The organism is Leisingera sp. UBA4491 (genome assembly GCF_002388965.1).
GTDB classification, from domain to species: Bacteria; Pseudomonadota; Alphaproteobacteria; order Rhodobacterales; family Rhodobacteraceae; genus Leisingera; species Leisingera aquaemixtae.
Genome location: NZ_DGNN01000028.1, coordinates 217742 through 244638, shown reverse-complemented (window position 1 = coordinate 244638; position 26897 = coordinate 217742). Strand labels below are relative to the sequence as shown.

At 63.2% G+C, this 26897-nt stretch carries 22 protein-coding genes; 12 read left to right on the top strand and 10 right to left on the bottom strand.

Annotated features, from left to right (window positions below; translation table 11 throughout):
- Positions 1–567: 567 nt before the first annotated feature.
- The 12 genes from B2P87_RS17505 to B2P87_RS17450 all read left to right on the top strand — a co-directional run bounded on the left by B2P87_RS17505 (position 568) and on the right by B2P87_RS17450 (position 14020).
- The gene (locus B2P87_RS17505; RefSeq protein WP_141891998.1) at positions 568–2661 is read left to right on the top strand and encodes an FAD-dependent oxidoreductase; all 2094 of its coding nucleotides are present in this window, start codon (positions 568–570) and stop codon (positions 2659–2661) included.
- Positions 2662–2672: 11 nt separating this feature from the next.
- Positions 2673–3851 carry an acetyl-CoA C-acyltransferase gene (locus B2P87_RS17500; RefSeq protein WP_141891999.1) on the top strand — a complete coding sequence of 393 codons (1179 nt, stop codon included), beginning with the start codon at positions 2673–2675 and terminating at the stop codon, positions 3849–3851.
- Positions 3852–3863: 12 nt separating this feature from the next.
- Entirely contained in the window at positions 3864–5060 is a 1197-nt protein-coding gene (locus B2P87_RS17495) for an acyl-CoA dehydrogenase family protein (RefSeq protein WP_141892000.1), read from the top strand.
- Between the two features lie 14 nt (positions 5061–5074).
- Positions 5075–6205, top strand: coding sequence for an acyl-CoA dehydrogenase family protein (locus B2P87_RS17490; RefSeq protein ID WP_141892001.1), 1131 nt, complete (start codon positions 5075–5077; stop codon positions 6203–6205).
- Positions 6206–6208: 3 nt separating this feature from the next.
- Positions 6209–6634 carry a PaaI family thioesterase gene (locus B2P87_RS17485; RefSeq protein WP_141892002.1) on the top strand — a complete coding sequence of 142 codons (426 nt, stop codon included), beginning with the start codon at positions 6209–6211 and terminating at the stop codon, positions 6632–6634.
- Positions 6631–7410 carry an oxepin-CoA hydrolase, alternative type gene (locus tag B2P87_RS17480; RefSeq protein WP_141892003.1) on the top strand — a complete coding sequence of 260 codons (780 nt, stop codon included), beginning with the start codon at positions 6631–6633 and terminating at the stop codon, positions 7408–7410. The genes B2P87_RS17485 and B2P87_RS17480 overlap by 4 nt, the downstream gene beginning before the upstream one ends.
- A gap of 10 nt (positions 7411–7420) precedes the next feature.
- Positions 7421–8425, top strand: coding sequence for an NAD(P)H-dependent flavin oxidoreductase (locus B2P87_RS17475; protein WP_141892004.1), 1005 nt, complete (start codon positions 7421–7423; stop codon positions 8423–8425).
- Between the two features lie 23 nt (positions 8426–8448).
- Positions 8449–9969 carry a class I adenylate-forming enzyme family protein gene (locus B2P87_RS17470; RefSeq protein ID WP_141892005.1) on the top strand — a complete coding sequence of 507 codons (1521 nt, stop codon included), beginning with the start codon at positions 8449–8451 and terminating at the stop codon, positions 9967–9969.
- A 174-nt stretch (positions 9970–10143) separates the two neighbouring features.
- Entirely contained in the window at positions 10144–11214 is a 1071-nt protein-coding gene (locus B2P87_RS17465) for a C4-dicarboxylate TRAP transporter substrate-binding protein (protein WP_141892006.1), read from the top strand.
- Positions 11215–11275: 61 nt separating this feature from the next.
- Entirely contained in the window at positions 11276–11770 is a 495-nt protein-coding gene (locus B2P87_RS17460; RefSeq protein WP_058286204.1) for a TRAP transporter small permease, read from the top strand.
- Between the two features lie 41 nt (positions 11771–11811).
- On the top strand, positions 11812–13152 hold the full coding sequence (locus B2P87_RS17455) for a TRAP transporter large permease (RefSeq protein WP_141892007.1): 1341 nt from the start codon (positions 11812–11814) through the stop codon (positions 13150–13152).
- Positions 13139–14020, top strand: coding sequence for an IclR family transcriptional regulator (locus B2P87_RS17450; protein WP_349678063.1), 882 nt, complete (start codon positions 13139–13141; stop codon positions 14018–14020). Before B2P87_RS17455 ends, B2P87_RS17450 begins: the two co-directional genes overlap by 14 nt.
- Before the next feature lie 175 nt (positions 14021–14195).
- Here the strand turns inward: B2P87_RS17450 and B2P87_RS17445 are convergent, their stop codons facing one another.
- The 10 genes from B2P87_RS17445 to B2P87_RS17400 form a co-directional block, all read right to left on the bottom strand.
- Positions 14196–15752, bottom strand: coding sequence for a cisplatin damage response ATP-dependent DNA ligase (locus B2P87_RS17445; protein WP_141892008.1), 1557 nt, complete (start codon positions 15750–15752; stop codon positions 14196–14198).
- Entirely contained in the window at positions 15752–16765 is a 1014-nt protein-coding gene (locus B2P87_RS17440) for a ligase-associated DNA damage response exonuclease (protein ID WP_141892009.1), read from the bottom strand. The genes B2P87_RS17445 and B2P87_RS17440 overlap by 1 nt, the downstream gene beginning before the upstream one ends.
- Positions 16766–16947: 182 nt before the next feature.
- Positions 16948–18264: a TRAP transporter large permease gene (locus tag B2P87_RS17435; RefSeq protein WP_141892010.1), complete on the bottom strand. Its 1317-nt coding sequence runs from the start codon at positions 18262–18264 to the stop codon at positions 16948–16950.
- Positions 18265–18275: 11 nt separating this feature from the next.
- The gene (locus B2P87_RS17430) at positions 18276–18776 is read right to left on the bottom strand and encodes a TRAP transporter small permease (protein WP_259964176.1); all 501 of its coding nucleotides are present in this window, start codon (positions 18774–18776) and stop codon (positions 18276–18278) included.
- Between the two features lie 40 nt (positions 18777–18816).
- Positions 18817–19785 carry a TRAP transporter substrate-binding protein DctP gene (gene dctP / locus B2P87_RS17425; RefSeq protein ID WP_141892011.1) on the bottom strand — a complete coding sequence of 323 codons (969 nt, stop codon included), beginning with the start codon at positions 19783–19785 and terminating at the stop codon, positions 18817–18819.
- 285 nt (positions 19786–20070) lie between these two features.
- A complete protein-coding gene (locus B2P87_RS17420; protein ID WP_141892012.1) occupies positions 20071–21612 on the bottom strand; it encodes an indolepyruvate oxidoreductase subunit beta family protein in 1542 nt (513 codons plus the stop codon).
- Complete coding sequence (locus tag B2P87_RS17415; protein WP_141889351.1) at positions 21609–23774, bottom strand: indolepyruvate ferredoxin oxidoreductase subunit alpha; 2166 nt, start codon at positions 23772–23774, stop codon at positions 21609–21611. The genes B2P87_RS17420 and B2P87_RS17415 overlap by 4 nt, the downstream gene beginning before the upstream one ends.
- 27 nt (positions 23775–23801) lie before the next feature.
- Positions 23802–24305 carry a MarR family winged helix-turn-helix transcriptional regulator gene (locus B2P87_RS17410; RefSeq protein WP_058286214.1) on the bottom strand — a complete coding sequence of 168 codons (504 nt, stop codon included), beginning with the start codon at positions 24303–24305 and terminating at the stop codon, positions 23802–23804.
- A gap of 88 nt (positions 24306–24393) precedes the next feature.
- Positions 24394–25185 carry a cyclase family protein gene (locus B2P87_RS17405; RefSeq protein ID WP_141889352.1) on the bottom strand — a complete coding sequence of 264 codons (792 nt, stop codon included), beginning with the start codon at positions 25183–25185 and terminating at the stop codon, positions 24394–24396.
- A 332-nt stretch (positions 25186–25517) separates the two neighbouring features.
- Positions 25518–26885 (bottom strand): NCS1 family transporter, encoded by a 1368-nt coding sequence (locus tag B2P87_RS17400; RefSeq protein ID WP_208764514.1) that lies wholly within the window; start codon positions 26883–26885, stop codon positions 25518–25520.
- Between the last annotated feature and the right edge of the window lie 12 nt (positions 26886–26897).

Below are 26897 nucleotides of genomic sequence, written 5' to 3'. Positions count from 1 at the left end.
GCGGGGCTCGTTTCGCGGTGTCGAAAGCCGGGTACGTGCTGTTGGCCGAGGCAATCCTCCCCCGGCAGACAAAGTTTTTCCCCGTGACTGGTCAGTATCTGGCACCGGCTGCACTTCTTCGCTCACTCATGTGCGCGAAAATGCCGGCACGTTATCCCGGGCCGCCGTTGCAGACCTGCCACTTGGGGGTTTGCAAGCGATTTGCGGCCTGGCTCTAGAGCTCTGCGGAGATCGTGCCACCAGATGACGAAAGTTACTCCCAAATGCATCCGCTGGAGCGCTGCGTGGACACCCGGCTCATCCAGGCGCTGCCGAGACATGCCGGGCGCGCCACGCCGGTGCGCTGCGCGAGCGGGGGTACCTGAATAGTCCCGGAAATGCTGGTTTTTCAGCTGGAGCAGCCGTTTCCGGTCCCCGGAAGGTGGTAGCGGCGGGTGCAACGCCGAGTCAGCACCGCGCTCATATAATTCCGCAAATAGAAATGTAATTTTACATATTGAAATTATAGGTCGGGCTGGGTACCAAAGCTAAACCAAGAGACTCTGCGAACAACGGGCGAGGGAAGAGATGGGGAACCTAGTCAATTTGACACTCGACGACGGCATTGCGGTCGTGAGGGTAGACAACCCGCCGGTGAATGCTCTTTCGCACGCGGTACGTGCTGGGTTGCGGGACAGTTTGCGCGCGGCGCTGAACAAGCCGCAGACCAGCGCGGTCGTTATTTTTTGCGCGGGGCGCAGCTTCTTTTCCGGGGCAGACATCCGCGAGTTCGGCCAGCCGCCCCAAGCCCCGTTCCTGCCGGATCTGATCAGCGAAATCGAGGCAGCGCCAGTGCCTGTCATCGCAGCGATGCACGGGAACGCACTCGGCGGCGGGCTGGAGGTGGCATTGGGTGCGCATTACCGTGTTGCAGTGAAGGGCACCCGTTTCGGTCTGCCGGAAGTTTCACTGGGATTGTTGCCGGGTGCTGGTGGAACGCAGCGTTTGCCGAGGCTGATCCCGGCTGCAGATGCGGCCCGGCTGATCACTGGCGGCAAACCCGTTGATACGCATGCAGCGCTGTCCCTAGGGCTGATTGACCGGATTGGGAGCAGCAACGATGCCTGCGCCGAAGGGGTTGCCTTTGCCCGCGAACTGATCGCGGCAGGCAAGGAGCCGCGCCGGGCCGGCAGTCTGCCGTGCAACCGGTTGGAGCCTGCGGAGCTGGAGGCAATCACAGCAGAAACGGCCAAGGCGGCTCGCGGGGCGACTGCGCCATTGGCCTGTTTGGAGGCCGTGAAGGCAGCAATGACACTGCCGTTCGGCGAGGGCTTGAAGAAAGAGCGCGCGCTGTTTCAGGACCTGATGGCATCTGATGAAAGCAAAGCGTTGATCCACGCCTTCTTTGCCGAACGCCAGGTTGGAAAACTGCCGGAGGCTGAAAGCGTGGAGCCGCGCGCGATCAGGCGTGTCGGGGTTGTCGGGGGCGGCACTATGGGGGCGGGAATTGCTGTCAGCGCCCTGCTCAGCGGACTGGATGTGACCCTGGCCGAGCGCGATGAAGCGGCGGCAGCCAAGGCCGCAGCCAGTGTCGGGCAGATGCTGGGCAATGCGGTGGATCGCGGCAAACTGGCCGGTACGCAGCGTGAGGCCATTCTGGCGGCGTATTTCCGCACCACCACCTGTTTCGAGGATTTCGCACCGGCTGACTTGGTGATCGAGGCCGTGTTCGAGAGCATGGACGTTAAGAAGGACGTGTTTACCCGGCTGGATCAGGTCTGCAGGCCCGGTGCCATTCTGGCGTCAAACACTTCCTATCTGGATCTGAATGCGATCGCCGCGATGACCAGCCGCCCGCAGGACGTAATCGGGCTGCATTTCTTCTCGCCCGCGCATGTTATGCGGCTGCTCGAGGTGGTGGTGGGCGCTGAAACTGCTCCTGATGCGGTCGCATCTGGATTTGCGCTGGCAAAACGGCTGAAGAAGGTGGCGGTGCGTGCCGGGGTCTGCGACGGGTTTATCGGCAACCGGATCCTGTCGCATTACAGCAAGGCCGTTTATGGAATGGTGCTGGCCGGGGCGAGCCCCTACGCGGTGGACAGGGCACTGACTGGCTTCGGCCTGGCCATGGGGCCTTTTGCCGTCGGAGATCTGGCAGGACTGGATATCGGCTGGGCTAACCGCAAACGCCTTGCCCGCTATCGCGATCCGCGCGAGCTTTATCCGGAATTTGCCGACCGGCTGTGCGAGTTGGGCCGGTTCGGGCGAAAGAGCGGACGCGGATTCTACATTTACGAAGATGGGGCAGGCAGAGCCCGGCCGGACCCGGAGGTGGAAGAAATCATCGCCGCTGAGCGTGCGGCAAAGGGCATCACCCCGCGAAGCATTGGCGAAAAGGACATCATCAGCCGTTACATGGCCGCGATGGTGAACGAGGCCGCCCGCGTGGTCGGCGACGGCATTGCGCTGCGGCCGCTGGATGTGGATGTGACCCTGCTGAACGGCTACGGGTTTCCGCGCTGGCGCGGCGGGCCGATGCATTATGCCGACACCACCGGGCTGGACCGGATCCTGCAGGATATCAGCCGTTTTCACGAGGAAGATCCGATCTTCTGGCAACCCGCGCCGCTGCTGGAGCGTCTGGCCGCCGAAGGCCGGACATTTGCCAGCCTCAATACCTGAAGGAGCTTTTTATGAAACAGGCGGTCATCGTCTCCACCGCGCGCACCGGACTGGCCAAATCCTACCGCGGCGCCTTCAATGAAACCCATGGCGCCACCATGGCCGGCCACGCGATCAGCCACGCGGTGCAGCGCGCAGGTATTGCGCCGGATCTGATCGAGGACGCGCTGGTTGGCTGCGGCTACCCTGAGGGCTGGACCGGGTCCAACATCGCCCGTCAGTCCGTGATCCGCGCGGGCCTGCCGGTGTCGGTTTCGGCAGCCACAGTGAACCGCTTCTGCTCCTCGGGCTTGCAGGCGGTTGCAATGGCGGCGCATTCGATTGTGATGGAGGGCGCGCCGGCCGCGATCGGCGCTGGGGTGGAAAGCATCAGTCAGATGCCGCCCGCACGGCCGCCGCAGGCGCAGGAAGCCTGGATCCTGGAGAATAAGCCGGAGCTGTATCTGCCAATGATCCAGACCGCCGACATCGTCGCCAAACGCTATGGCATCAGCCGCGCCGCACAGGATGAGCTGGCGCTGGCCAGCCAGCAGCGCACAGCAGCGGCGCAGGCGGCAGGCAAGTTCGACGGTGAGATCGTGCCAATCACTGTGACACAGGCCTTGAAGGACAAGGAAAGTGGCGAGATCACCCGCAAGGAGGTGACCATTGCCATGGATGATTGCAACCGGCCGAACACCACGCTGGAGGGGCTGGCTGGTCTGGCCCCGGTGCAGGGCGAGGGGCATTTCGTCACTGCCGGCAATGCCTCGCAACTCAGCGACGGGGCGGCGGCGCTGGTGCTGATGGACAGCGCGGCGGCCGAACGGGAAGGCGCCGAGCCGCTGGGCGCCTTCAAGGGCTTTGCCGTGGCAGGCTGCGAGCCGGATGAAATGGGCATCGGCCCGGTCTATGCGGTGCCGCGCCTGTTGCAGCGGCACGGGCTGACGGTCAGCGACATTGATCTGTGGGAGCTGAACGAGGCCTTCGCCTCGCAGGCGCTGTACTGCCGCGACCGGCTGGGGATCGACCCGGAGATCTGCAACGTCAACGGCGGTTCGATCTCGATCGGCCACCCGTTTGGCATGACCGGCGCGCGGATGACCGGGCACCTGCTGCTGGAAGGGCGGCGGCGCGGTGCCAAACTGGGCGTTGTCACCATGTGCATCGGCGGCGGCATGGGCGCGGCCGGCCTGTTTGAAATCTTCTGAGGGGCCTACGCGATGGATTTGAATTACACCAGAGAAGAACAGGCGTTCCGGACGGAGGTCCGCCAGTGGCTGGAGGATACCCTGCCGCATGAGCTGCGCGAAAAGGTGCGGCTGGGCAAGCGGCTGGCCAAGGCGGACATCGAGCTGTGGCACAGCCTGCTGCATACGCGAGGCTGGCTGGCCCCGAACTGGCCGCGGGCCTATGGCGGCTGCGAGTGGAATGCGGTGCAGCGCCATATCTTTGAGGAGGAAGCCTGCCTCGCCCATGCCCCGCGCAGCCTGCCGTTTGGCCTGTCGATGCTGGCGCCGGTGCTGCTGGCCTTTGGCTCGGAGGAGCAGCGCCAGCGCTTCCTGCCGCGTATCTTGAACGGGCAGGACTGGTGGTGCCAGGGCTATTCCGAACCGGGCGCCGGGTCCGATCTGGCGGCAGTGAAGACCCGCGCGGTGCGTGACGGCGATCACTATGTGGTCAATGGCCAGAAGACTTGGACCACGCTGGGCCAGCACGCGAACTGGATTTTCTGCCTTGTGCGGACCGATCCGGACGCCAAGAAGCAGGAAGGGATCTCTTTCCTGCTGATCGACATGGACACCCCCGGCGTCACGGTGCGCCCCATCGTGCTGATCGACGGCGAGCCGGAGGTGAACGAAGTGTTCTTTGACAATGTCAGGGTGCCTGCGGAGAACCTGGTGGGCGAGGAGAACAAGGGCTGGACCTATGCCAAGTACCTGCTGACCCATGAGCGCACCAATATTGCCGGGGTGGGGTTCTCCAACGCATTGCTGACGACGCTGAAACACGTGGCCGCGCGGGTAAATTCCGGCGGCCGGCCATTGGCGCAGAACCCGCATTTCGCGGCCAGGATAGCGCAGGCGGAGATTGATCTGATGGCGATGGCGACCACCAATCTGCGGGTGGTCTCGGCTGCGGCCAACGGGCAGGCGCCGGGCGCTGAAAGCTCGATGCTCAAGGTCAAGGGCACGGTGATCCGGCAGGAGCTGACGTCGCTCTTGCGCCGCGCCATGGGGCCGGATGCGCTGCCGTTCCAGCCTGACTTTCTGGATGGCGGCAGCAATGCAGCGGCGCTGGGTCCGGATCATGCGGCGGCAGCGGCGCCCTCATATTTCAACATGCGCAAGCTGTCGATCTTTGGCGGTTCGAACGAGGTGCAGCGCACCATCATCACCAAGGCCATTCTGGGGCTGTAACGGGAGCAGGCGACATGGATTTCAATCTGACCGAAGAACGGATGATGCTCCGCGATACGCTGCAGCGGTTTCTGGCGGACAAATACGCGCATGAGAACCGCCGCGCGATGATTGCAGCGGGTGAGCCCTATGACGCCGGGATCTATGCGGGATTGGCCGAATTGGGTGTGCTGGGCGCCATGTTCAGCGAGGGTCAGGGGGGGTTCGGCGGCCAGGGTTTTGACCTGATGGTGGTGTTCGAAGAGCTGGGCCGTGCCGGTGTGATTGAGCCTGTGTTGCCGGCAGCGCTGGCAGGCGGGCTGATCGCGGCCCTCGGCAATGAACGGCAGCGAGTGCTGGTGGATGAGATCATCGCCGGAACCCATGTGGCGGCGCTGGCCCAGGGCGAAACAGGATCGCGTTATGACCTGAACCATGTGGAGACCACGGCGGCTGCCGAAGGCGATGCCATCGTTCTGAATGGCATCAAGACCCATGTGCTGTATGGCGCAGAGGCGCAGTCGCTGGTGGTGTCGGCGCGAGAGGGCGGCGCTGCGGCGGATGCGGCAAGTATTTCGTTGTTTCTGGTGCCGGTGAACACGCCGGGCGTGACTGTCAGCGGCCACCGCAATATGGACGGCATCCCGTCTGCGACGGTTGCGCTGGATGATGTGCGGCTGGCGGACACGGCGCGGCTGGGCGCTGCCGGAGAGGGGCTGGAGGCGCTGGAAGCCTCTGTTGCCCGCGGCCTCACAGCCATCTGCGCCGAAGCGCTGGGCGCGATGGAGGCGGCCAAGGATCTGACCCTCACCTACTTGAAGGAACGCAGGCAATTCGGCATGCCGATCGGCAAATTCCAGGCCTTGCAGCACCGGATGGCGGATATGCTGATCGAAGTGGAACAAGCGCGCTCGGCTGTGATCAACCTGGCGGGCAACTTGGATCAGCCGCGCGGCCGGCGCGAAATCCACGCCAGCGCCGCCAAGAACCTCATTGGCCGGGCCGGGGCGCTGGTGGCCGAGGAATGCATTCAGATGCATGGCGGTATCGGCATGACCGATGAATACGCGCTGTCCCATTTCGCCCGCCGCCTGACGATGATCGACCATCTGTTCGGCGACACGGATTATCATTTAGAGCGCTTTATCGCGCTCAAGGCGGGGTGACACATGCCGGCGATGCCTCTCGACAGACCCTTGATCCCTCTGTTTCAGGCAATGGGCTATGACGTCGAAATCAATGCAGAGGCAGTTGAGGCGCACTGCATGATGGAGATTTTCCCGCTGCATTTGAACCGTCAAGGCAGCTTGCATGGCGGGGTCGCAGCAACGCTTCTGGATACCGCCAGCGGGATCACCGCCAGCCTGTCCTGTGATCCGCAAGGGCTGACGCCCTTTGTAACCCTTTCGCTGAACGTCAGCTACATGGCGCTGGCCCGGCAGGGGGCGGTGCGCGCATCCGGCCGGATTACCGGCGGCGGCAGGACAACCAAGTTTGTCGCCTGCGATCTGCGGGACGCAGAGGGCCGGCTGATCGCGGCGTCCACCGGGGTCTTCAAGCGGATGCGGAATACAGGAACGGAGGCAGCGGCATGAGCGCGCTTTACCGGCATGAGGTCCGCGGCGGGACCCTGATTATCTGGAACTGCAACAGGGCGATGCGAAATGCGCTGTCGTATGAATACTACCAGGGTCTGCAGGACGGTCTTTCGAGGGCGGCTTCTGATCCAGCAATTGCGGCAGTGATCCTGGCCGGGGAAGGCGGATTTTTCTGTTCCGGCGGCAATCTGAACATGCTGAAGGAACGCCGTGAGATGCCCTATGAGGCACGCCAGGTGCAGATCGGCAAGCTGAATGCCCTTATCCGAGCCGTCCGCACCTGCCCCAAACCTGTCATCGCGGCGGTGGAAGGCGGCGCGGCAGGGGCCGGTCTGTCGCTGGCAATGGCGGCGGATATGATCGTGGCGGAAGAAAGGGCGCAGTTCACCCTGGCCTATGTCAAAGCGGGCCTGGTGCCGGATGGCGGCGCTACCTATGCACTGACGCAGGCGCTGCCGCGGGCGACCGTGGCGCGGATGGCGATGCTGGCCGAGCCGCTGAGCGCCGAGCGCATGCACCAGCTGGGTGCAATAACCGAACTGGCCGCCGCAGGCACCGCAGTAGCACAAGCCGAGGCGCTGGCGGCCGCCGTTGCCAAAGGGCCTGAGACGGCGATCGCCGTTATCAAGGGTCTGATCAATCAGGCGGAAACCGCCAGCTTCGAAGAGCAGCTCGCGCATGAACGCGATGCCATGGCCAAAGCCCTCGGCGGAAACGAGGCCCAGGCGGGCATTGGTGCCTTTCTCACAAAAACATCCCCAGTATTCCGGTAAGGAGACCGAAATGATGCATTCTTCTGCACTGCCGGCGATTTTCGACACGCCCGTGACCCGGACTTATGGCACCCGCCTGCCGGTTGTGGCGGGCGGCCTGCAATGGCTTGCCAATGCCGAGTACGTGTCCGCAGCGGCGCGGGCTGGAATCATTTCTTTCATCACCGCCGCCAGTTTCCCCGAAACGAAGGACCTCCGTGCCGAGATCCGCCGCTGCCGCGAGATGTGCGGCGGCAAGCCCTTTGGGGTCAATGTCTCGATGATCCCCAAGCTGGTTCCTGGGGAGAAAACCGAAGAAGTGTTCCGCCTGATCGCAGACGAAGGCATCCAGTTTGTGGAAACCTCGGGCCGCAGCCCGGAGGCGTTCATGCCGATCCTAAAGGACGCTGGGATCACTGTGCTGCACAAGGTGCCCAGCCTGCGTTATGCGGTGAAGGCCGAGCAGGTGGGGGTCGACATGGTCTCGATCGTCGGGGCCGAATGCGGCGGGCACCCCGGCATGGACATGATCGGCAGCATGGTCAATGCGGGTCTGGCGGGGGACCGGCTGACCATCCCCTGGCTGATCGGCGGTGGCATTGGTCACGGCAAGCAGATCCTGGCAGCGCTGGTGATGGGAGCTTCGGGCGTGGTGATGGGAACCCGGTTCCTGGTTGCAAGTGAGCTGACCGCGCATCCGGACTATAAACAAGCGATGATTGACGCAAGCGAGCTGGACACTCAGCTGACGATGCAATCCGTCCGCAACACCGTTCGCAGCCTGCGCAACCAGACCACTGAAACAGTCGCCCGGCTTGAGCGCGACAACCCCGAAATCAGTATCCAAGAGCTGCTTCAGCACGTGTCCGGCAAGATAGGGCGCAATGCCTATGCAACCGGCGACGTGTCCCAAGGCCTGCTGTCGGCAGGCCACGCGCTGGGCTTTGTCGATGAGGTGGAACCGTTTGCCGAAATCGTCGGCAGGCTGGAAGCCGAGGCGCTGACGGCATTTGCGCGGCTGGGTGTGGCAGCGTGATGGCAAATGGGAGGAGAAGTGACATGCACAACCGTGTACATGGGCTGCTGGAAGCAGCAGCTGAGACCCGCCCGGATGCCCTGGCGCTTGCGGATCAGGATGGCCGCCGCCTGAGCTGGCTGGAAATGCTCGAAGCGGCTTTGGCCGCGGCGGCGCAGCTGAAGGCAGCGGGTGTTCGGGCAGGCGACCGCGTGGTGCTGGTGTTCGAGAACTGTGCCGAGGCGATTGCGTTCTTCTTTGGCGCAAGCATGCTGGACGCGTCGGCTGTAGCCATCAACGCCCGGCTGACCACGGCGGAACTGGACCGGATCATTGCGCATTCCGATCCCAGCGCCATTTTGTTTTCAGCGGCTTCATCCGAAGCGGCGCGTGCCCACGCGGGCCACTATGGGGCACAGAATGTTCACGGCGCCTTTGGTGCTGCGGCCCTGATGCCCCGGGCAGGAGCCTCTCCGGAGCCGGTGTCAGAGGACGGGCGCGAACAGCTTGCCTTGCTGCTTTACACCTCGGGCACCACCGGCACTCCCAAAGCGGCAATGCTGACCCACGCCAACCTTATTGCAGGGGCCGCGGCCTCGGCAGAGGTGCGGGGCATCAAGAACTCGGATGTGACCTATCTGGCGCTGCCGCTCAGCCATATCTTCGGGCTGGTGACTATGCTTTCGGTCACCTTTGCGCAGTCAGCGATGCGGATGGAGGCGCAATTCTCGGCAGAGCGTCTTTATAAAGCACTGCAGGAGGATGTCACTCTGCTGCCTGCAGTGCCGCAGATGCATGCGCATCTGTTCAACTATGCCCGCTCCCACGGCAAGCCGCGCTATGACGGGCACAAACTGCGGTTTGTGTCTTCGGGCGGCGCGCCCTTGGATCCGGCTTGGAAACGCGAGGCAGAGGCATTTTATGGCCTGCCGCTGCAGAACGGATACGGGCTGACCGAGGGCGCAGCGGGTGTTTGTGCGACCCGTAACGGCATTGGCGATCCTGACATCAGCGTCGGTCTGGCGATGGGGGAATGCAGCCTCAAGCTTGATCTGGACGCAGCGGGCGCCACCCCCGAAGAGGGGATCGGCGAAATCCTGGTGGGCGGCCCGCAGGTTATGAAGGGCTACTTCCACGACCCGGAGCAGACCGCAGCAGCTTTTACAAAGGACGGGTTTTTCCGCACCGGCGATCTGGGCCGGTTTGACGATGAAGGGAGGCTGCATATTGCCGGGCGCACCAAGGAGCTGATCATCCGGTCCGGTTTCAATGTCTACCCGGTCGAAATTGAAGCGGCCCTGACCGAGCATCCGGATGTGGTCGTGGCAAGCGTCGTGGGGCGGTCTGTCGAAGGGAACGAGGAGGTTTTGGCCTTTGTCAGCGCCGCCACTGGCAGCGGCGTGACAGAACAAGAGCTGAAGACTTTTCTGCATGACCGGCTGGCGCCCTACAAGCGGCCTGCGCGGATTATTGTGGCCAAGGCGCTGCCTGCTGCGCCGACCGGGAAAATCCTGAAGGCGAAGCTGATCGAAACATTCGCCAGCGAGCTGGACGTGGTCGTGTGAACCGCTGATTCCGTTGTTTGGCTGCGGAAGGGCAGAAGCGGGCTTGCTGATCCGCTGCGCGGTAAACGCGGACATGCCCTAAAATTCTGGTATGTGGAATAAATTTCTAGACGTGAGATCATAATTCCACATAGTGAAATATATAAAGTGACTTTGGAGGAGGAGAGGCCAGTCATGGGAATGGTGAAAAATTTTCTGGGAGGGCTGACCATTGCAGCCAGCCTTGGGGTAACCGCAGCGTCTGCGGAAACCGTGATCTATTACGGCCACAGTGGTCCAGACCGTGGCACGGTTCCTGCGGCGCTGAAGTGGTATAACAGCAGGATCGGCGAGCTGTCCGGCGGCGATTTGCGGATGGACGTCCAGTGGGGCGGAGCGCTGTTCAAGGCGAGCGCGGCGCTGCAGGGGATCGGCGACGGGGTTGCAGACGCAGGCTCCATCATCGCGGCCTATTTCCAGAAGGGGATGGCGGCCTATTCACTGGCTGATTTTCCGATTGGCGGACCAAATGCCTGGGTTGCAATGCGTGCAGCTGACCACCTTATGCGCTCAGAGTCCCAGATCACCGAGCACCTTGCACGCCAGAACCTCGTATACATCGGCACGTTCACCGCGTCGGCTGTGAACGTGGCCTGCACCGGTGCACCGATCCGTTCGGTTTCGGACATCAAGGGAAAGAAGGTCCGCGGCGCTGGAGTTTACGGCAAGGTCTTCGGAGAAATGGGTGCAACCCCCGTGAACCTCTCGGTTTATGAGGCGTATCAGGGCCTGGATACTGGGCTGATCGATTGCAGCCAGGGGTACGACTACATCATTCCGTCACTCAAATGGGAGGAGGTGATCGACAGCTACACCGTCCTGAATTGGGGTCAGATCGGCGGCTATGGCATGTTCATGAACAAGCAGGTCTTTGACAGCCTGGAGGCAGGCCAGCAGCAGGTTCTGATGCAGGCGGGCGAGGAGTTGGCCGACCAGTTCGCCAAGATTGTGACGGGTGCCAATGACAAGGCAATGCAGGCGATGATCTCAGGCGGCACCGCCCGCCAGATCGAAGTCATCGAGCTGAGCGAGGCTGACAAGGCACTGCTCAATGCCGCAGCCGAACCCTTCATTGCCGACTGGATGGAAAATGCCCGCAGCGTCGGCCTGGATGCGGACCGGCTGATGGCAACCTATATCGCTGCGGTGGCTCAATACACTGCGGAATTCGAAGCCAAGGGCTACCCCTGGATGCGCAGCAACTGAGCCAGGCCAAACAAGAGCCGGGCGGCTGGGGCTGCCCGGCAACTCCAGGGAGGATGCGACTATGAGCAGGCTGGAACGTGTATTTGTAGATGTATCGGCAGCAGCCATCATCTTGCTGGCGCTGTTGATCTTTGCGGATGTTGTGGCACTCAATGTGTTCAGCAGCGCTGTGCCGGACACCATTGTCATCGTTCGCGAACTGATGGTTCTGGCAATTGTGATGCCCTTGGCTGCCGCAACTGCGCAGCGCGCGCACATCGCAGTGGAGTTCCTGACACAAGCGCTGCCGCCGCGCGTGTCCGGGTGGCTGACAGTGTTCGGCACCTTGTTCGGGCTGATGGCGCTGTCGCCGATCCTGTATTCCGGCGGCAGGGATTTCCTGCACCAATGGCAGACCGGCAACGTGTTTTACGGTGACCTGAACCTGCCGCAGTGGCCGGGGCGTCTGGCCTTTGTGCTGGGCATCGCGCTGGCATGGTTGCGGCTTGCCGTAATGGCCGCAGCCGATGGCCTGGCGCTGCTGCGCGGCGGCGAAATCGCCCCGAACGGAAACTGAAATCCATCTGAAAACATAAAGATCTGCCGAGGAGACTGACCGTGGATCCTGCCTTGATCGGCCTTGTGGCCTTTGCTGTAATGCTTGTCCTCCTGGCCATTCGTGTGCCGATTGCCTTTGCCCTGATCGGCGTGGCGTCTGTGGCGGCCTTTTCGATTTTCGCCTTCCGGACCGGTACTTTCTTGCCGGAGCGCGCGTTCCGGGCCACATCGGCTCTGGTCTTCAACAACTCGTTCGACTTGCTGCATTCCTTTGACCTGTCGATGATCCCGCTGTTTATTGCGCTGGGCAATATCGCTTACCGTGCCGGAATCACAACGGCGGTGTATGATGCGGCAAAGGTCTGGCTGTTGCGGGTGCGAGGCGGCATTGCGGTAGCCTCGGTCATGGGGTGCGGCGGGTTTTCCGCGATTACCGGTTCCAGTCTGGCATGTGCGTCGACCATGGGTAAAATCTGCACGCCTGAAATGCTGCGCCTTGGTTATGATCCAAGGCTGGCAACCGCCAGCGTCGCTGCCGGGGGCACACTTGGCTCTCTGATCCCTCCGAGCATCCTGTTCATCATCTATGCGATCTTTACCGAGACCTCGGTGAACAAGCTGTTCATTGCCGGCATCCTGCCGGGGCTGCTGACGCTGGCCGGTTTTGTTCTGGTAATCGCGATGTGGATCAGAGCGGACCCGTCGGCGGTGCCCGCCTGCGGCGAAGCGGCCAGCATAGCGGACAAGGTGAAAGCGTTCCGCAGGGCTTGGCCCGCGGCGGTTATCTTTGCGGTAATTGTGATCGGGATTTACGGCGGCTACTTTACCGCTACCGCGGCAGCGGCGGTGAGCGTGGTTCTGACCATGCTGATCGGCCTCGCGCAGCGGCAGCTGGATTTGTCCGGAATCTGGCAGGCTGTGCGGGAAACCTGTGTGCAAACTGCCGCGATTTTCTTTGTGGCAGCGGGTGCCAAGATATTTGTTGCGGCCATCGCGCTGACTGGAATGGCGCCGGCGCTGGTGGAGTGGGTTTCTGAGGCTGAGTTCTCGACGGCTGCGCTGCTTCTTGCGATCTGCGCAGTCTATCTGGTGCTGGGAATGTTCTTGGATCCGATCGGTATCATGGTCCTGACCTTGCCGCTGGTCGTGCCGCTGGTGGAGTCCTACGGGCTGAACCTGATCTGGTTTGGTGTGGTCGTGGTGAAGCTGCTTGAGATCGGCCTGATTACGCCGCCTGTGGGGCTGAACGTCTTTGTCCTGTCAAATGTCGTCGGCAAGGATGCCCCGGTCGGGATGGTGTTTTCCGGCATCTGGCGGTTCCTCAGCATTGACGTGGTCGTGCTGCTGCTGCTGGTGGCTTTCCCGTCAATCTCTCTGGTACTGTCAAATGCGGTTCAGTAGTATCCGGCTGGTGAACAGCGGCAGCCCGGAACGGGCGCGACCCCAAACAGACACAGAGAATGCAATGCCAGCCGATTCATCGGATAAAAGATTTGCCAACACACTGGCGCGGGGTCTGACAATCCTGAGGGCATTCCGTCCCACCGATGACGGATTGGGAAATCTTGAAATCTCCGAACGCACCGGCATCCCGCGCCCGACAGTGTCGAGACTGACCTTCACGCTGTGTGCGCTTGGATATTTGACACATGGACGGCGGCACGACAAATACCGCCTGGGTCCGGCGGCTCTGGCGCTGGGGAACATCGCGGCAGCCTCATTTGCCTTTGTAGAGATTGCTTCGCCGGTGATGCAGCGGCTGGCGGATGCAACAGGTACCTTGACAGCGATCAGCATCAAGGACGACCGGCGGATGCTGCTCACCAGAGCCTGGCGGCCGGTGAACTCTTCCTCGATCTGGCTGGATGTCGGCTACCGGATGCCGTTGCATACTTCTTCCAGCGGCAAAGCGTATCTGGGGGCGCTCAGCGATGAGGAATTTGCCCGCTTTCTTGAGAGCCGCGGGGATGAGCCCGAAGACCTGCTGGCGGAGTTTGCGGCAATCAGAACTGCCGCGCACGGTGAGATCCTGGCTGAAGGCTACACCCAGGTGCGAGGCGAAGACCGGTTTTCCGAGACCATCAACGCCGCTGCTGTGCCATACCGTCCGTCTGATTTGGGTGAGCCGGTGGCTTTTCTGGCAAGCTCCACTTCACAGCAGCTGTCTGACCAGCGGATCTCCGAAGAAGTTGGCCCGGCACTCGCCGAGGCAGTGGCTGAGGTCCGCAGGATGACAGGCCAGCAATCGGCGCTAGTGGTAAAGGGATAAGGCTGCCCAAGCGCTTCCGCGCCTTTCGGCAGAACTGTTCCCGAACGGATGTGGCTGAAGGAGGCAAGCACAGCGGAACATGGTCAGGCCGTGTAATGTGACCTGACCACGCAGACCACTTGTCAGCGACGGTCGTGCCGCAAGGCGGCAAAGTGCTAAACCTGACAGCCCTTACTCAAAGAAGCTGTTTCAGCTCATCCAGCGTGCCGGCTTCTGATGCGGGTTTGTCCGTCCTGATCCGGTTGATGCGGGGAAACCGCATGGCCAGGCCGCTCTTGTGGCGGCTGGATTGGTTCAAGCCTTCGAAGGCGACCTCCAGCACCAGCTCGGGCTTGACGGCGCGCACCGGCCCGAACCGGTCCGTGGTGTTGTTGCGCACGAACCGGTCCAGCTCCTTCAGTTCGGCGTCGGTGAAGCCGAAATACGCCTTGCCCACGGGCACCAGCTGGTCCCCCTGCCACACGCCAAAGGTGAAATCCGAATAATAGCCCGAGCGTTTGCCATGACCGCGCTGCGCATACAGCATGACGGCGTCAACAAGCATCGGATCGTGCTTCCATTTGAACCAATTGCCGCGTTTGCGCCCGGCGACATAAGCACTGCCGCGGCGCTTGATCATGACGCCTTCGACCACGCTTTCGGGCGGGTTTGCGCGCAGCTCTGCCAGGTCTTCCCAGCTTGCAAACGCAAGAGGAGGGGAGAGATCAATGCGCGGATCGCCGAGTTCAGCCACAACATCCCGCAGTCTGGCCTGCCGCTGGACCAGCGACCGCTTGCGCCAGTCCTCGCCATTCCAAAACAGCAGATCATAGGCACGGAAAGCTGCAGGGTGGCTTTCCAGGATAGCTTTGCCGGGCTTCTTGCGGCCCAAACGCTTTTGCAGATCGCCAAACGGCGCGACGCCGCTGCCGCGCTTGACCAGCAGTTCGCCGTCCAGCGTGCCCTCAAAGTTGAGGGCGCCGGTAACATCGGGAAATGATCGCGAAATGTCCTCTCCCGTGCGGGAATAGAGACGCCGCGTGCCGCTGTCATTCACCGCCTGAACGCGAATGCCATCCCATTTCCATTCCGCAGTGAAATCGGCCGGTGCGAACTCTGCCAAATCCTCCAGATTGGTGGCCGTCGACAGCATCACAGGCCGGAAGGGGGCAGCCGCAAGGCTTACCGGTTTTTCACCGCCTTCGAGCCAGGCAAACAGGGGCAGATACGGCGGGGCAAGCCCGTGCCAAAGTTCTTCGATCTCGGTGACCTCAATACCGCCAAAACGGGCCAGCGCAGTCCTGGCAAGCTGAGCCGACACCCCGACACGCAAGCCCCCCGTGGCAAGTTTCAGATAGGCATAGCGCTGCGAAGGCGTCATGTGCGTCAGGCGGCGGGCAATCAAGGCAGGCAGTTCTGCCTTCCCGGTGGCGGCCAATTCCTCCACCGCATCGGCGAGGGGCATGTCTGCCACCGTGCCGGAATGCGGCCAGATCAGCGCAACGGTCTCTGCCAGGTCGCCGACAAACTCATAGGACAGGCGGAACAGTTCGGCATCTGTCTCCTCTGCCACCAGCCCCCGCAGAAGGGAGGGCGTCACATTGCGCAGCGCAAGATCACCCGTAAAGGCGGCAAGCGCGTAGCCGCGTTCAGGGTCCGGCATCGTGCGGAAAGCTTCTATAAGATGCGCGATCTTGGCTTTGCGCGACGGCGTAAAGGCAAGCTGCTCCAGAACGCGGGCAAAAGACTGCATCAGTCCGCTTCCTCCTCATAGCCGACCAGCCGCAGCGGGCGGGCGGCGATCTGGTTCAACTCGCACCAGCGCACCAGCGCGTCCTCCCGGCCATGCGTGACCCACACCTGTTGCGGTGCCAGTTCCTGGATGGTCCTCGTCAGATCCTGCCAGTCGGCGTGGTCGCTGAGGATCAGCGGCAGCTCAACTCCGCGCTGGCGGGCCCGGGCGCGCACCTGCATCCAGCCGCTTGCAAAACAGATGACCGGATCGGGAAAGCGCTGCGCCCAGGTTGCCGCAAACGCCGAGGGCGGGCCAAGGATGATCTGCCCCTTGAAGGCTGCCTTGCCGTCACCGGTTGTCGCCGGGCGCAGGTCGCCGAGGTCAATGCCCTGTTCGATGTGGTAGTCGCACAGCCGCTGCAACGCGCCGTGGATATAGATGGGCTGCTCCCAGCCTGCCTGCCTCAGCAGTGCTATGACCCGCTGCGCCTTGCCCAAGGCGTAGGCCCCGACGAGATGGCAGCGGTCAGGCTGCGCGGCGACGGACCGCAGCAGTTTTTCGATCTCGGAAAGCGGCGCGGGATGATTGAAGACAGGCAGGCCAAAGGTCGCCTCGGTCACGAAGATATCGCAGGGTGCCAGCTGGAACGGCGCGCAGGCCGGGTTGTCAGCCCGCGCATAGTCGCCGGAGACGGTGATGGCGGTGCTGCCATCGTCCACCGTGATCTGGCAGGACCCGAGAACGTGGCCGGCCGGCGTGAATGCCACGCGAATGCCGCCCGCCTCCGTTTGGCCTTCTACTGGAATACGGGTGTCGCAAAACGCCTCGCCGTAACGGATCGCCATGATGTCCAGCGTCTGCGGGCTGGCCCAGACGGTGCCGTGCCCTGCACGCGCATGGTCGGCATGGCCATGCGTGATCATCGCGCGCGGCACTGGCCGCACCGGATCGATGAAAAAATCGCCCGCCGGGCAGTAAAGCCCCTCCGGGCGCGGATGCAGCAGCTGTTCCGGGGGGCGTGTAGCGGTCAAAATGCGGTACCCGTTTGCAACCTTCTCAGAGACGTCGCACTAGAGTTAAGCTGCCTTGGGCGCCGAACAAGGGGCGCCCTCCGGCACGCCCGACGGCTGCCGCACCTGACCTGCGGAAGGAAACCCGCCTTGATTGGAGGTTCCAGGCAGCACAGCCGCAGCCCCGCCGCAAAGGCGGCCGCCTATCTTGCCATCAGCCCCGGCAGCCAGGTGCCCACGGCCGGCTGCCAGACAACCAACGCCAGCACCGCCAGCTTGATCACCAGGAAAGGCGTGACCGCAGCATAGATGTGCTTCATCCCGATGCCCTCCGGCGCCACGCCCCGCATCACGAACAGCAACAGCCCGAAGGGCGGGGTCAGCAGGCCGATCTCCATGGTCAGCAGGTAGACCACGCCCAGCACCAGTTCGTTGATCCCCATCTGTGCCGCCAGCGGCACAAACACCGGCACGGTGACCATCAGCATCGACACCTGATCGACGAAACAGCCGAGCAGCAGCAGGATCACGATCATGCCGACCAGCACCATGGTGGGGGTCGGGTCCACTGCGTTGATCGCCTTGATCAGCCCGTTGGTGGCGCCGCTGAAGGACAGCACCTGGGCAAAGGTCTGGCTGGCGGCCATGATGAACAAGATCATCACCGACAGCTTCACGGTTTCCATCAGCGCCTTGGCGACCTTGTCAAACGACAGCGAGCGGTAGGCCGCACCGGTGGCAAGCGCCGCCAGACAGCCAAGCGCGGCGGATTCCGTAGGCGTGGCGAACCCCAGCAGCAGGCTGCCGATCACCACGGCGAACAGCACCGACAGCGGCGCCACATATATCAGGAAGGGCCGCCAGCGCTCTCCCAGACTCATCTGGGGCAGGTCGTCCGGCGGCGCCACCGTTGGATCCAGCAGGCTGCGGGTCACGATATAGACGACGAAGGCGGCGGCCAGCAGCAGCGCAGGCATGACGCCCGCCACCAGCAGCCCGGCGATGGAAATCCCTGCCAGACTGCCGACCAGCACCGCCAGCGCCGACGGCGGAATGAGCATGGCAATGGCGCCCGAGGCCATGATCGGCCCCATCGCCATGGTCGGGTGATAGCCCCGCTGCAGCATCCCCGGCATCAGGGTGGAGCCCAGCATGGCGGTATTGGCGATGGTCGATCCTGACAGCGCGGCAAAGATGGTGCCACCGAACACCGTGACCACCGACAGCCGCCCGGGCACCCGGGTGACCACCCGCTCGATCGCGTCGATGGCGCGGTGGGCGATGCCGGTCTGGAACAGGATCTCTCCCATCAGGATGAACAGCGGGATCGGCGCCATCTGGAAATTGGCAATTGACTGGGTGGCATTGCGCGCCAGCTGCAGCAGGCCTCGGTCGCCGCCCAGAACCTCGTAAGCGCCGATCATGGTGACGGTGATAAAGGCGAAGGCCACCGGCAGACCGATCAGCAGCAGCGCGGCCAGGCCGCCCAGCATCAGCGACAGAGTAAGGATCCAGTCCATCGGCAGTCCTTTCAGAGGCCGGAGAGCGGCGCGTCTGCCGCTTCAGGGCGGAAGATCTTGCGCAGAAATTCGAGGGTGCACAGCGCCATCGACAACGGCAGCACTGTCAGCGTCCACCATTCCGGGAAGGTGAACGCCGTGCGCACCATGGAGCCGCGGGCATAGGATTGCATCAGCGCCTGCAGCCCGGCCCAGCCAAGGACGGCACAGGTTGCCGCGCCCAGCAGGCAGGCCGCCAGAACGACCCTGCGGCGGGCGCGCGGCGGCAGGCCATGGGTGATCAGGTCAACCTGCACATGGGCGTTGAGGCGCAGCACCCAGGGCGCCCCGAGGAATGCCGCCGCCATCAGCCCGTATTCAATGGCGTCGAGCGCGCCGTAGATCACCGGCAGGCCGAGGTTGCGCAACAGCACATTGAGCGGAATCACCAGGGTGATCGCGGCGAGAATGGCAGCGCTGAGCACGGCCAGGCCGGTGAGCAGGGCGCCGAAACTGCGGTCTAAGCAGGTCATGAGCACAGAGGCGGGGCGGCGCCAGGCCGCCCCGGTCCCATCACTTCAGCAGGCAGGCCTGCAGCTTTTCCCCAAGCTGCGGGTCTGTCTTCATCACTTCGCCCCAGCCTTCGGTCTGCGCGGTCTCGCTCCACAGCTTCCCGTTCTCGCCGTCCAGGGTAATGGTCTTGATCCCCGCCTCGGCCTGGGCTTTGGCCTCGGCCTCGTTACGGGCGATGTTCTCGGCGTTCTGCTCTTCGATCCAGGCCGCGCCTTTTTCGAGCAGGGCGCGCTGCTCATCGCTCAGGCCGTTCCAGCTGTCGAGGTTCACCAGGAAGTTCACGTCCACCTGATAGAAACCGGGATCGACGCGATAGGCGGTCTGTTCGTGCCAGCCAAGGTCCAGCACGCCCTGGCTGGGCCAGCCGTAGCCGTCGATCGCCCCGCGCTCCAGCGCGGTATAGACCTCGCCCGGTGCCGTGCGCACCAGCGTGGCCCCCAGTTTTTCGAACATGGCGCGGTAGACCGGTGTGGTGCGGATGGTCAGTCCGGTCAGGTCCGGGCCTTCCAGCGGCTTGGTCAAATATAGATGATAATTCATGTTATCGCCTACGCGGGCGAGGTATTTCACACCCATTTGGTCCTGGTGAACCTGGTCGATCAACTCGTAGCAGCCATTCGCCCTCTGGTCCTGAATGGTGTTCTGCGCCAGGTGCAGCGCGTCGCCGGCGGGCAGCAGGTTCGGATAGTAGGCGGTGGTGTTGTTGGCGATGTCGACGATCCCTGCCTGCACCGCATTGCCCAGTTCAAAGGGCGGCACGGCTTCCGGCCCGCCCAGCAGGTCGATCTGCACCACGCCCTCTCCGTTCTCGTTGACCCAATCAACGAAGGCTTCGAAATCACGGGAAAAAGTTGTCCCGGTGGCAAAGGCGGTCACCGCCTTCAGCGTGACTTCCCCGGCCTGGGCAGGGGCGGTGGTGAGCGTGGCAGCCCCTAAAAGGACGGCGGCGGAAAGTGTGCGGAATGTCATGTTGGTCTCCCTGGATGTGTGGCGGCGCGCAGACCGGGCGGTTTGCTGTCCCTTGTTTTCCGGGCGCCCTTGAAAAAGCCTAGGTCCAGGCTGTCTCACCTTCAAGCATGAAGTTTTAAGCTTCAAGTAAGTTTATATGCAAACGCATAAAAAACTTTGGTGGTGCAGCTGTACCAGGGGGCTGGCGGCCCGGCTGATTCGGGTTTTTGCGGCCTCTGTCCTTCCCTTACCGCCGCAATAGCCGCGCATCCGGCCCCCCGCGACCTGCCGGCCGCCTTGGCCCGGCTATGCCGCGAAGCTCCGGATGGTTCTAAGCGCGCCGTCCAGGGCCTCTCCCTTTTCGTCCTGCAAGGCGGCCTCGCGCAGGCGGGCCACCCATTGCGGCCCGTCTTCGCGCCCTGCCACCAGCGTGGCGCCCTGCATCACCGTGTCGAACTTCGAATGCCCCCGCGCGTGCGTGTCCGAATAGCCTTTGATCAGGCGGCGGCAGCGGATCACCTCGACCGCCATGCCGTAGCTTTGCGGCAGATAGCCAAGCGCGGCGGCCAGCCATTGGTCCAGATGCGCCTGCTCTTGCGCGTGGCGCAGGCTGCGTTGGCGCCAGCCGCGCAGACCGCCCAGAAGATACAGCACCGCAAAGCCGCGCAGGCTGTCCGTGCGGATACGGCGGCCTTTGCTGAACAGCGTGTCGAGGCGGGCCATCCACTTGGGGCTGTTTTCAACCCGCGCGCCCAGGCGGGCGGGCAGCAGCCCCGCGATCTCTTCTGCGCGGGGGTGAAGATAGTCGGTGAGGGTCATCAGCTTGCCCTGCGATCCCATCTGGCTCTCGATACGGCCAAAGCGGGTGCTGCGGGTCTTGAGGTCGGCAACCCGGATCACGTCGTCATAGGCCATTGCATTGGCGATATATTTCGCCGCCTCGCGGCCCAGCGCGTGTCCCTGGTTCGCGCTGTCGCGGTCCAGTACACCCTGCAGCCTGTCCAGGTATTCGGCGCCGTAAGCCGTGTCCTGAAAGTCCACCACCTTGCGCAGTCCCGGCACAGCCGTTTCCTGCACGCCTGCCGGAAACCGGGAAACCCGCGCCATCAGCCCGTTCCAGGCGTCCAAGGCCTTGTGTGGACCCGCCGCCTTTGCTGGGGCTTCTTCCGCGGGTGCGGCTTCCGGCTGCTCGCCTTGCTCCGCCAGGTCAAAACCGGCGGCAAAGGCCCGCAGGCTGGCCTCGACACCTTTGCCGCTGGCGCGGATTGCGTCCTCGAACGCGGCTTTAGGGAAGGGCAGCGCGCCTGAGCCGGCCAGGGCCCCGAACAGCGAGGCGGAAATCACCGAACCCGCCCGGACTGCGGCGCTGTCCATATCGGCCATCACCAGCTTTCGGGCCGCGGTTTCGGCGGCTGCGCGCACCTCATCGGCATCGGCGATACCGTCTCCGGGCACCATCTTTTCGGACACGGCCAGTGCCCGGTGGGTCGAGGCGATCAGTGTGGTGCGGTCCGGGGTCACGAAACCGCGCATGATGGCGCGGCCGGCCTCCATCATCTCGGCGGCGACCATCACGTCCACGTCGCCCGGTGCCGGCGCCAGAGAGAACACAGGGTGCGGCACGCTGCCCGGCGCCATCTCGATATAGTAGATGGTCGCGCCGGTGCGCTGGGCGACGCCGGCAACGCTGGTGGCCTGGGCACTGTAGCCCTGGCTGCGGGCAAGCGACTCGATCCAGTTGGTCAGAACCCCGCCGCCCTGTCCGCCGACGGCAAGAATGGCCACCTTAATGACGCCCTGCAGGCGCGGATCGGCCGGTTGAGGGCGGACCGGTATTTCGATGGTCATGGTGCAATCCTCCCGGAGGCGGTGCCGTTGAAGGTAAGGCGCCGCGCCGCTCGGCGGGTCTGAAGCCAGGAGATCACGCGGCTGCGCAACCCAGCCGTCCAGCGTTCAAAGCTGCTGGGGTTATGCACCACGCGCGCCTCATAAAAGGAGGGGCAGAGAATGGCGGCGTCCGCCACCTCGCCGCAGTTGCCGCAGCCGACGCAGGACTGGTCTATATGCGCCACCGGATCGTCGCGCAGTGGGTCGTCCAGCGTCTTCAGCGACAGCGACGGGCAGCCGGACAGGCGGATGCAGGCGTGATCGCCAGTACAGATGTCCTCATCAACGCCAAAGCGGGGGATCTCCACCCGCGCGCCGTCCTTGATCGCCTTATTGCGCTGCGGCTTTTCGCGGCGCTGCCGGTTCAGCATGCATTCGGAGGAAGCGACGATCACTTTCGGCCCGTCGTAATCGGTAGTCAGCGCCTCGCGGATGGTCTCGCGCATTCTGGTGACGTCATAGGTCCGGTCGATCTGCCGGATCCATTTGACGCCCGCGCCCTCCAGCGCCTTGGTGATCGGGTTGTTGGTGGATTTGCTGGCGTTCTTCGCCCGGCTCGACGGAATATCCTGGCCGCCGGTGGCTGCGGAATAGTAGTTGTCGACGATGATCGCCACGCTGTCCGACTTGTTGAACACCATGTTGCCGATCGAGGTGCTAAGGCCGTTGTGCCAGAACCCGCCGTCCCCGATGATCGAGATTGCGCGCTTTTCGCCGCCGCCGTCAAAGGCCGCGTTGGAGGCCGGTCCCAGCCCGTAACCCATGGTCTGACCGCCGATTTCGAACGGCGGCAGTGCCGCAAACAGGTGGCAGCCGATGTCCGCCGAAATCTGATGCCGGCCCAGTTCCTGCTCAACCAGTTTCATCGCGGCAAAGATCGGCCGCTCCGGGCAGCCGGTGCAGAACCCCGGCGGGCGGATCGGCACGGTCTGGCTCAGATCCGGGATCTCCGGCTGCGGCGTGTTGGGCGCGCGCACCTGGCCGGGCAGCAGATGGGCGGCATATTTGCGGAAGAAATCATCCAGCCCGTCCATCATCACCTGGCCGGTGTATTCGCCAGCCTTGGGGAAGATGCCCTTGCCCTCCAGCCTGGTCTGGCTGCCCGCCTTGAACAGCATGTTGCCCAGCTGCTGTTCGATGAATTCGGGCTGGCCCTCCTCCACCATCAGCACCGCGTCCTTGCCCGCGCAGAAGTCCAGGAGGTCGCTTTGCACCAGCGGGTAGGCCACATTCATCACGTAGAGCGGCACATCGGTGCTGCCGCTGACATCCGCCAGCCCCAGCCGCTGCAGCGCGCGGATCACGCTGTTGTACATACCGCCCAGGCAGATCAGCCCGACCTTGCCCTCCCGCGGGCCAAAACGCTCGTTCAGCCCGTTCTCCAGGATGTACTTCTCCGCCGCGGGCCAGCGGTTTTCGATCTTGTCCTGCTCATGCTGATAGGACATCGGCGGCAGCACCACGCGTTTGAAATCGCGCTGCGGATTGGACAGCGCCGCGCGCACGGTCAGCGGCGGCGGCTGGTTGTCGCGGCACTCAAAGGTGCCGGTCACATGGCAAGAGCGGATCCGCACCATCAGCATGACCGGCGTGTTCGACGCCTCCGACAGGGCAAAGCTGTCGCCCACCGATTTCACGATGGACGGCAGGTTGGGGCGCGGGTCCAGCAGCCAGAACTGCGATTTCATCGCAAAGGCATAAGACCGCTCCTGCATGATTGAGGAGCCCTCGCCGTAGTCTTCGCCGACGATGATGATGGCGCCGCCAGTGACCCCGGAGGAGGCGAGATTGGCCAGCGCGTCAGAGGCCACGTTGACCCCGACCGACCCCTTGAAGGTGACCGCGCCGCGGATCGGGTAGTGGACAGAGGCCGCCAGCATCGCCGCGGCGGCGGCTTCGGAGGCGTTGGCCTCGTAGCGCACGCCCAGCTCGCCCAGCAGGTCTTCGGCATCGGCCAGCACATCCATCAGATGCGAGATCGGCGCCCCCTGGTAGCCGCCGACGTATCCCACGCCGTTTTCCAGAAGCGCCTTGGTGATGGCCAGAATGCCCTCGCCGGTAAAGCTGCTGCCTGCACCTTGGCGCAGATGCTCGACCTCAGCCTTGAACGATCTTTCGGCCATTGGCGCCTCCTTGGTTGCGGTCCGGGATCAGAATTGGTTCACGCGCACGTTGCGCAGGATCTTCTGCAGCGTGGCGGTAAAGGCGCGCTGTTCCTCCGGGTCGATGCCCTTGAACATCTGCGCGCAGGCCTCCGCCACATGCGGCCAAAGCCCCTCGTGGGTTTCACGGCCCTTCGGAGTCATCACGATGCGGGTGGCGCGGCTGTCATCGGGATCGGACTGGCGCAGAACCAGCCCGTCGCGCTCCAGCGCATCCAGCGCCCGGCTGAGGGTGGATTGCTCCACCACCGCATACACCGACAAGTCACGGATCAGCAGACCGTCCAGCACCGACAGGACCGCCAAGGCCCGCATCTTGGCCGTGGTCAGCCCATGCGCCGCCATCTCCTCGCGCAGGGCCGCGTTGTAGCGCCCCATGATGCGGTTCATCAGGTAAGGCGGGAAGTTTTCCAGCCCGATCTCCCCCAGCCGCGGCAGCGGGGATGTTGCCTCCGCGGCAGCTTGCGGTGCTGCGGTTTCATTTGCAGTCATGCATCTTTCCTTTACGCCTGATAAGAGCCGGAGCCGCCGCCAGCGCATCAGCGCCGGCTCCGGGGGTGATGCGGGCGCGTTACCTGCCTCAGCCCCGCGGCACCAGAGCCAGAGCCCGGATCGGGCTGCCGGTGCCGCGCTTGATCTTCAGCGGCGCGGCAATCAGCAGCGCGCCCTTGGGCGGCAGCTTGTCCAGATTGGCCAGCGAGGCCAGGCCAAAGCAGTTGTCCCGGTGCAGCAGGTTGTGGGCCGGGTAGGGCGGCTCCATCCCGCCGGCCTGGCCTGCATCAGTACCGATGCACTGGCTGCCCCAGCCGGCGATTTTCTTCGACAGCAGGTATTCAACCGCGTCCGGGGTCGGCCCGGGGCTGTGCGGGCCAGTGTCATCCGCGTTCAGGAAGGCGTCCTCGTCACCGGCGCGCTTGTCCCAGTCGGTGCGCATCACCACCCATTCGCCCGCGCCAATCTCGCCGTGCTCCGCCTCCCAGGCCCTGATCAGGTCGGCCGTCAGCAGGAAATCCGGGTTCTCGGCGCTTTCCTTGGAGCAGTCGATCACATTGACCGGCGCCACCAGGCGCTGCACATCCAGCGTATCGGTATAGCCGTCGCTATAGTCCTTGCCGGTGATCCAGTGGTGCGGGGCGTCGAAATGGGTGCCGGAATGCTCCCCCAGAACCATCCAGTTCCAGGCAAAGAACGGGCCGTTCTCGTCGTATTCGCTGATCTTGTGGATTTCGACCTTGGGCGTGTTCTTGGCGAAATCCTCGGGCAGGCGCAGGATCGGTGTCTCAGGCCCCAGGGTGCCGGAGCAGTCCACCACTTCGACCTGTCCGGACAGGATCATCGCGCCCAGGCCGTCCAATGTATTGGCTGCAGTCATTCTTTTTCTCCCGTTGTGCGCGGTCTGAACGCCGCTTTTCGCGTCCGGTTATGGACTGCGTGTCAAAATATACATGTATTTGCAAATTTGAAAGCCCTTTGAACGAGGCATCTAGAGCGGCATCTAGCCCAGTCCCACGCTTCGTACATATGTGCATTTACATGTTGTTCGGCGGGGCGGCACAGGAACTGCCGGCAAGCAGCCGTTTTTCCGATACCTCCACTGGCTCGGTTGGCCTGCCGCCGGATCAAACCCGGATCAAAAAATTGTGTCTAAAAAGAAAGAAGGCTCCGCCAGCAGCGGAGCCCTCCTTTTAGCGCGTTGCAGTGCGGTCAGCTCATGAACCGCTTGGCCGACGGCAGATGTTGCATCAGCAGGTAATAGGACAGACCGGCAGGCAGCAGGCTGGCGTACCAGGAAATGCCGGAGAAGATCAGCGCCGCTGCAACCCCGATGCCCATCGCAATCACCGCGGCCCAGTTGACGCCGTGGTAAGGGCCGGTCTCGTCATAGAGCTTGTCCAGATCCAGCGTTTGCTTGCGCAGGATGAAGTAGTCCACCACCAGGATCGCAAAGATCGGTCCAAGGAAGGCGGAATAGGTCTGGATGAACAGGCTGAGGCCCGCGGCGGATTCGTCCTTGACCAGTTCCCAGGGGAAGGTGGCAAAGGCCAGCAGGCCGACGATCACCGCGGAAGTCTTGAACTTGATCTTGAAGATATCCATCAGCGCATAGGCTGGCGGCACCACGTTGTTCAGAATGTTGGTGGTGACCTGGGCAAAGGCGATGAACAGCAGGGTGATGACCAAGAGCGGCTTGTTGTCGACCGCGCTGGAGAACACCTTGATCGGGTCGACCTCACCAGTCGCGCCGGAGACCATCAGGCCGATCAGACCCATGAACAGCGTCGCGGGCAGGATCGAGTTGGCATAGATCGCCACCTGGCGGAACGGTCCGACGTTCTGGCGCAGCTCGCGCGAATAGTCCGAGACGTTCAGCATCATGGTGCTGTAAATGCCCAGGAACAGCATGGTGGCTCCCCAGAAGGGCGCGCCCCAGGTACCTTCGACATTGACCAGATTGGCGGAGATTTCCTCGCCGTATTTGCTGATCACGCTGATGAACATGTAGACCAGCGAGCCGATGATGAAGACCGAGCCGATGTTCTCCAGCCATTTGATGCCGTGAAAGCCCAGCACCGACAGCCCGATCTGCAAGAGCTGGAAACCGATGAAGAAAACCACGATGTTGTCATAGCCAAACAGCGTGTCGGAGACGAGGTTCAGCGCCCCGGCGCCGATCCAGCTTTGAAAGCCGAACCAGACGATTGCGGGAACGGAACGCACCAGCGCGGGCAGGCGGGTGCCGGCAAACCCGAAGGCAGAGCGCGCCTGCACCATGAAGGGGATGCCGTATTTGTGGCCGGCCTGCCCGTTGATCATCAGCGCGAGGCCGATCACCGTGCAGCCGATTGCAATCGCGGCAAAGGTCTGCAGCAGGTTCAGCGTGCCCACCAGGCCGGAGCCGATGGTGAAGGTGCCAATCGACACGCAGCCGCCCAGCCAGGCAAACAGATAGGACCACGGATCCATGATCCGGGTTTCCTGCGGTGCAAGGCTCTCCTCCCCGATCCCCTTGCCGCTGTGTTCCCCGATGCCGCCGCCTTTGGCGATGGCTTCCAATTCTGCATTCATGGTCATGTCTTCCTCCCT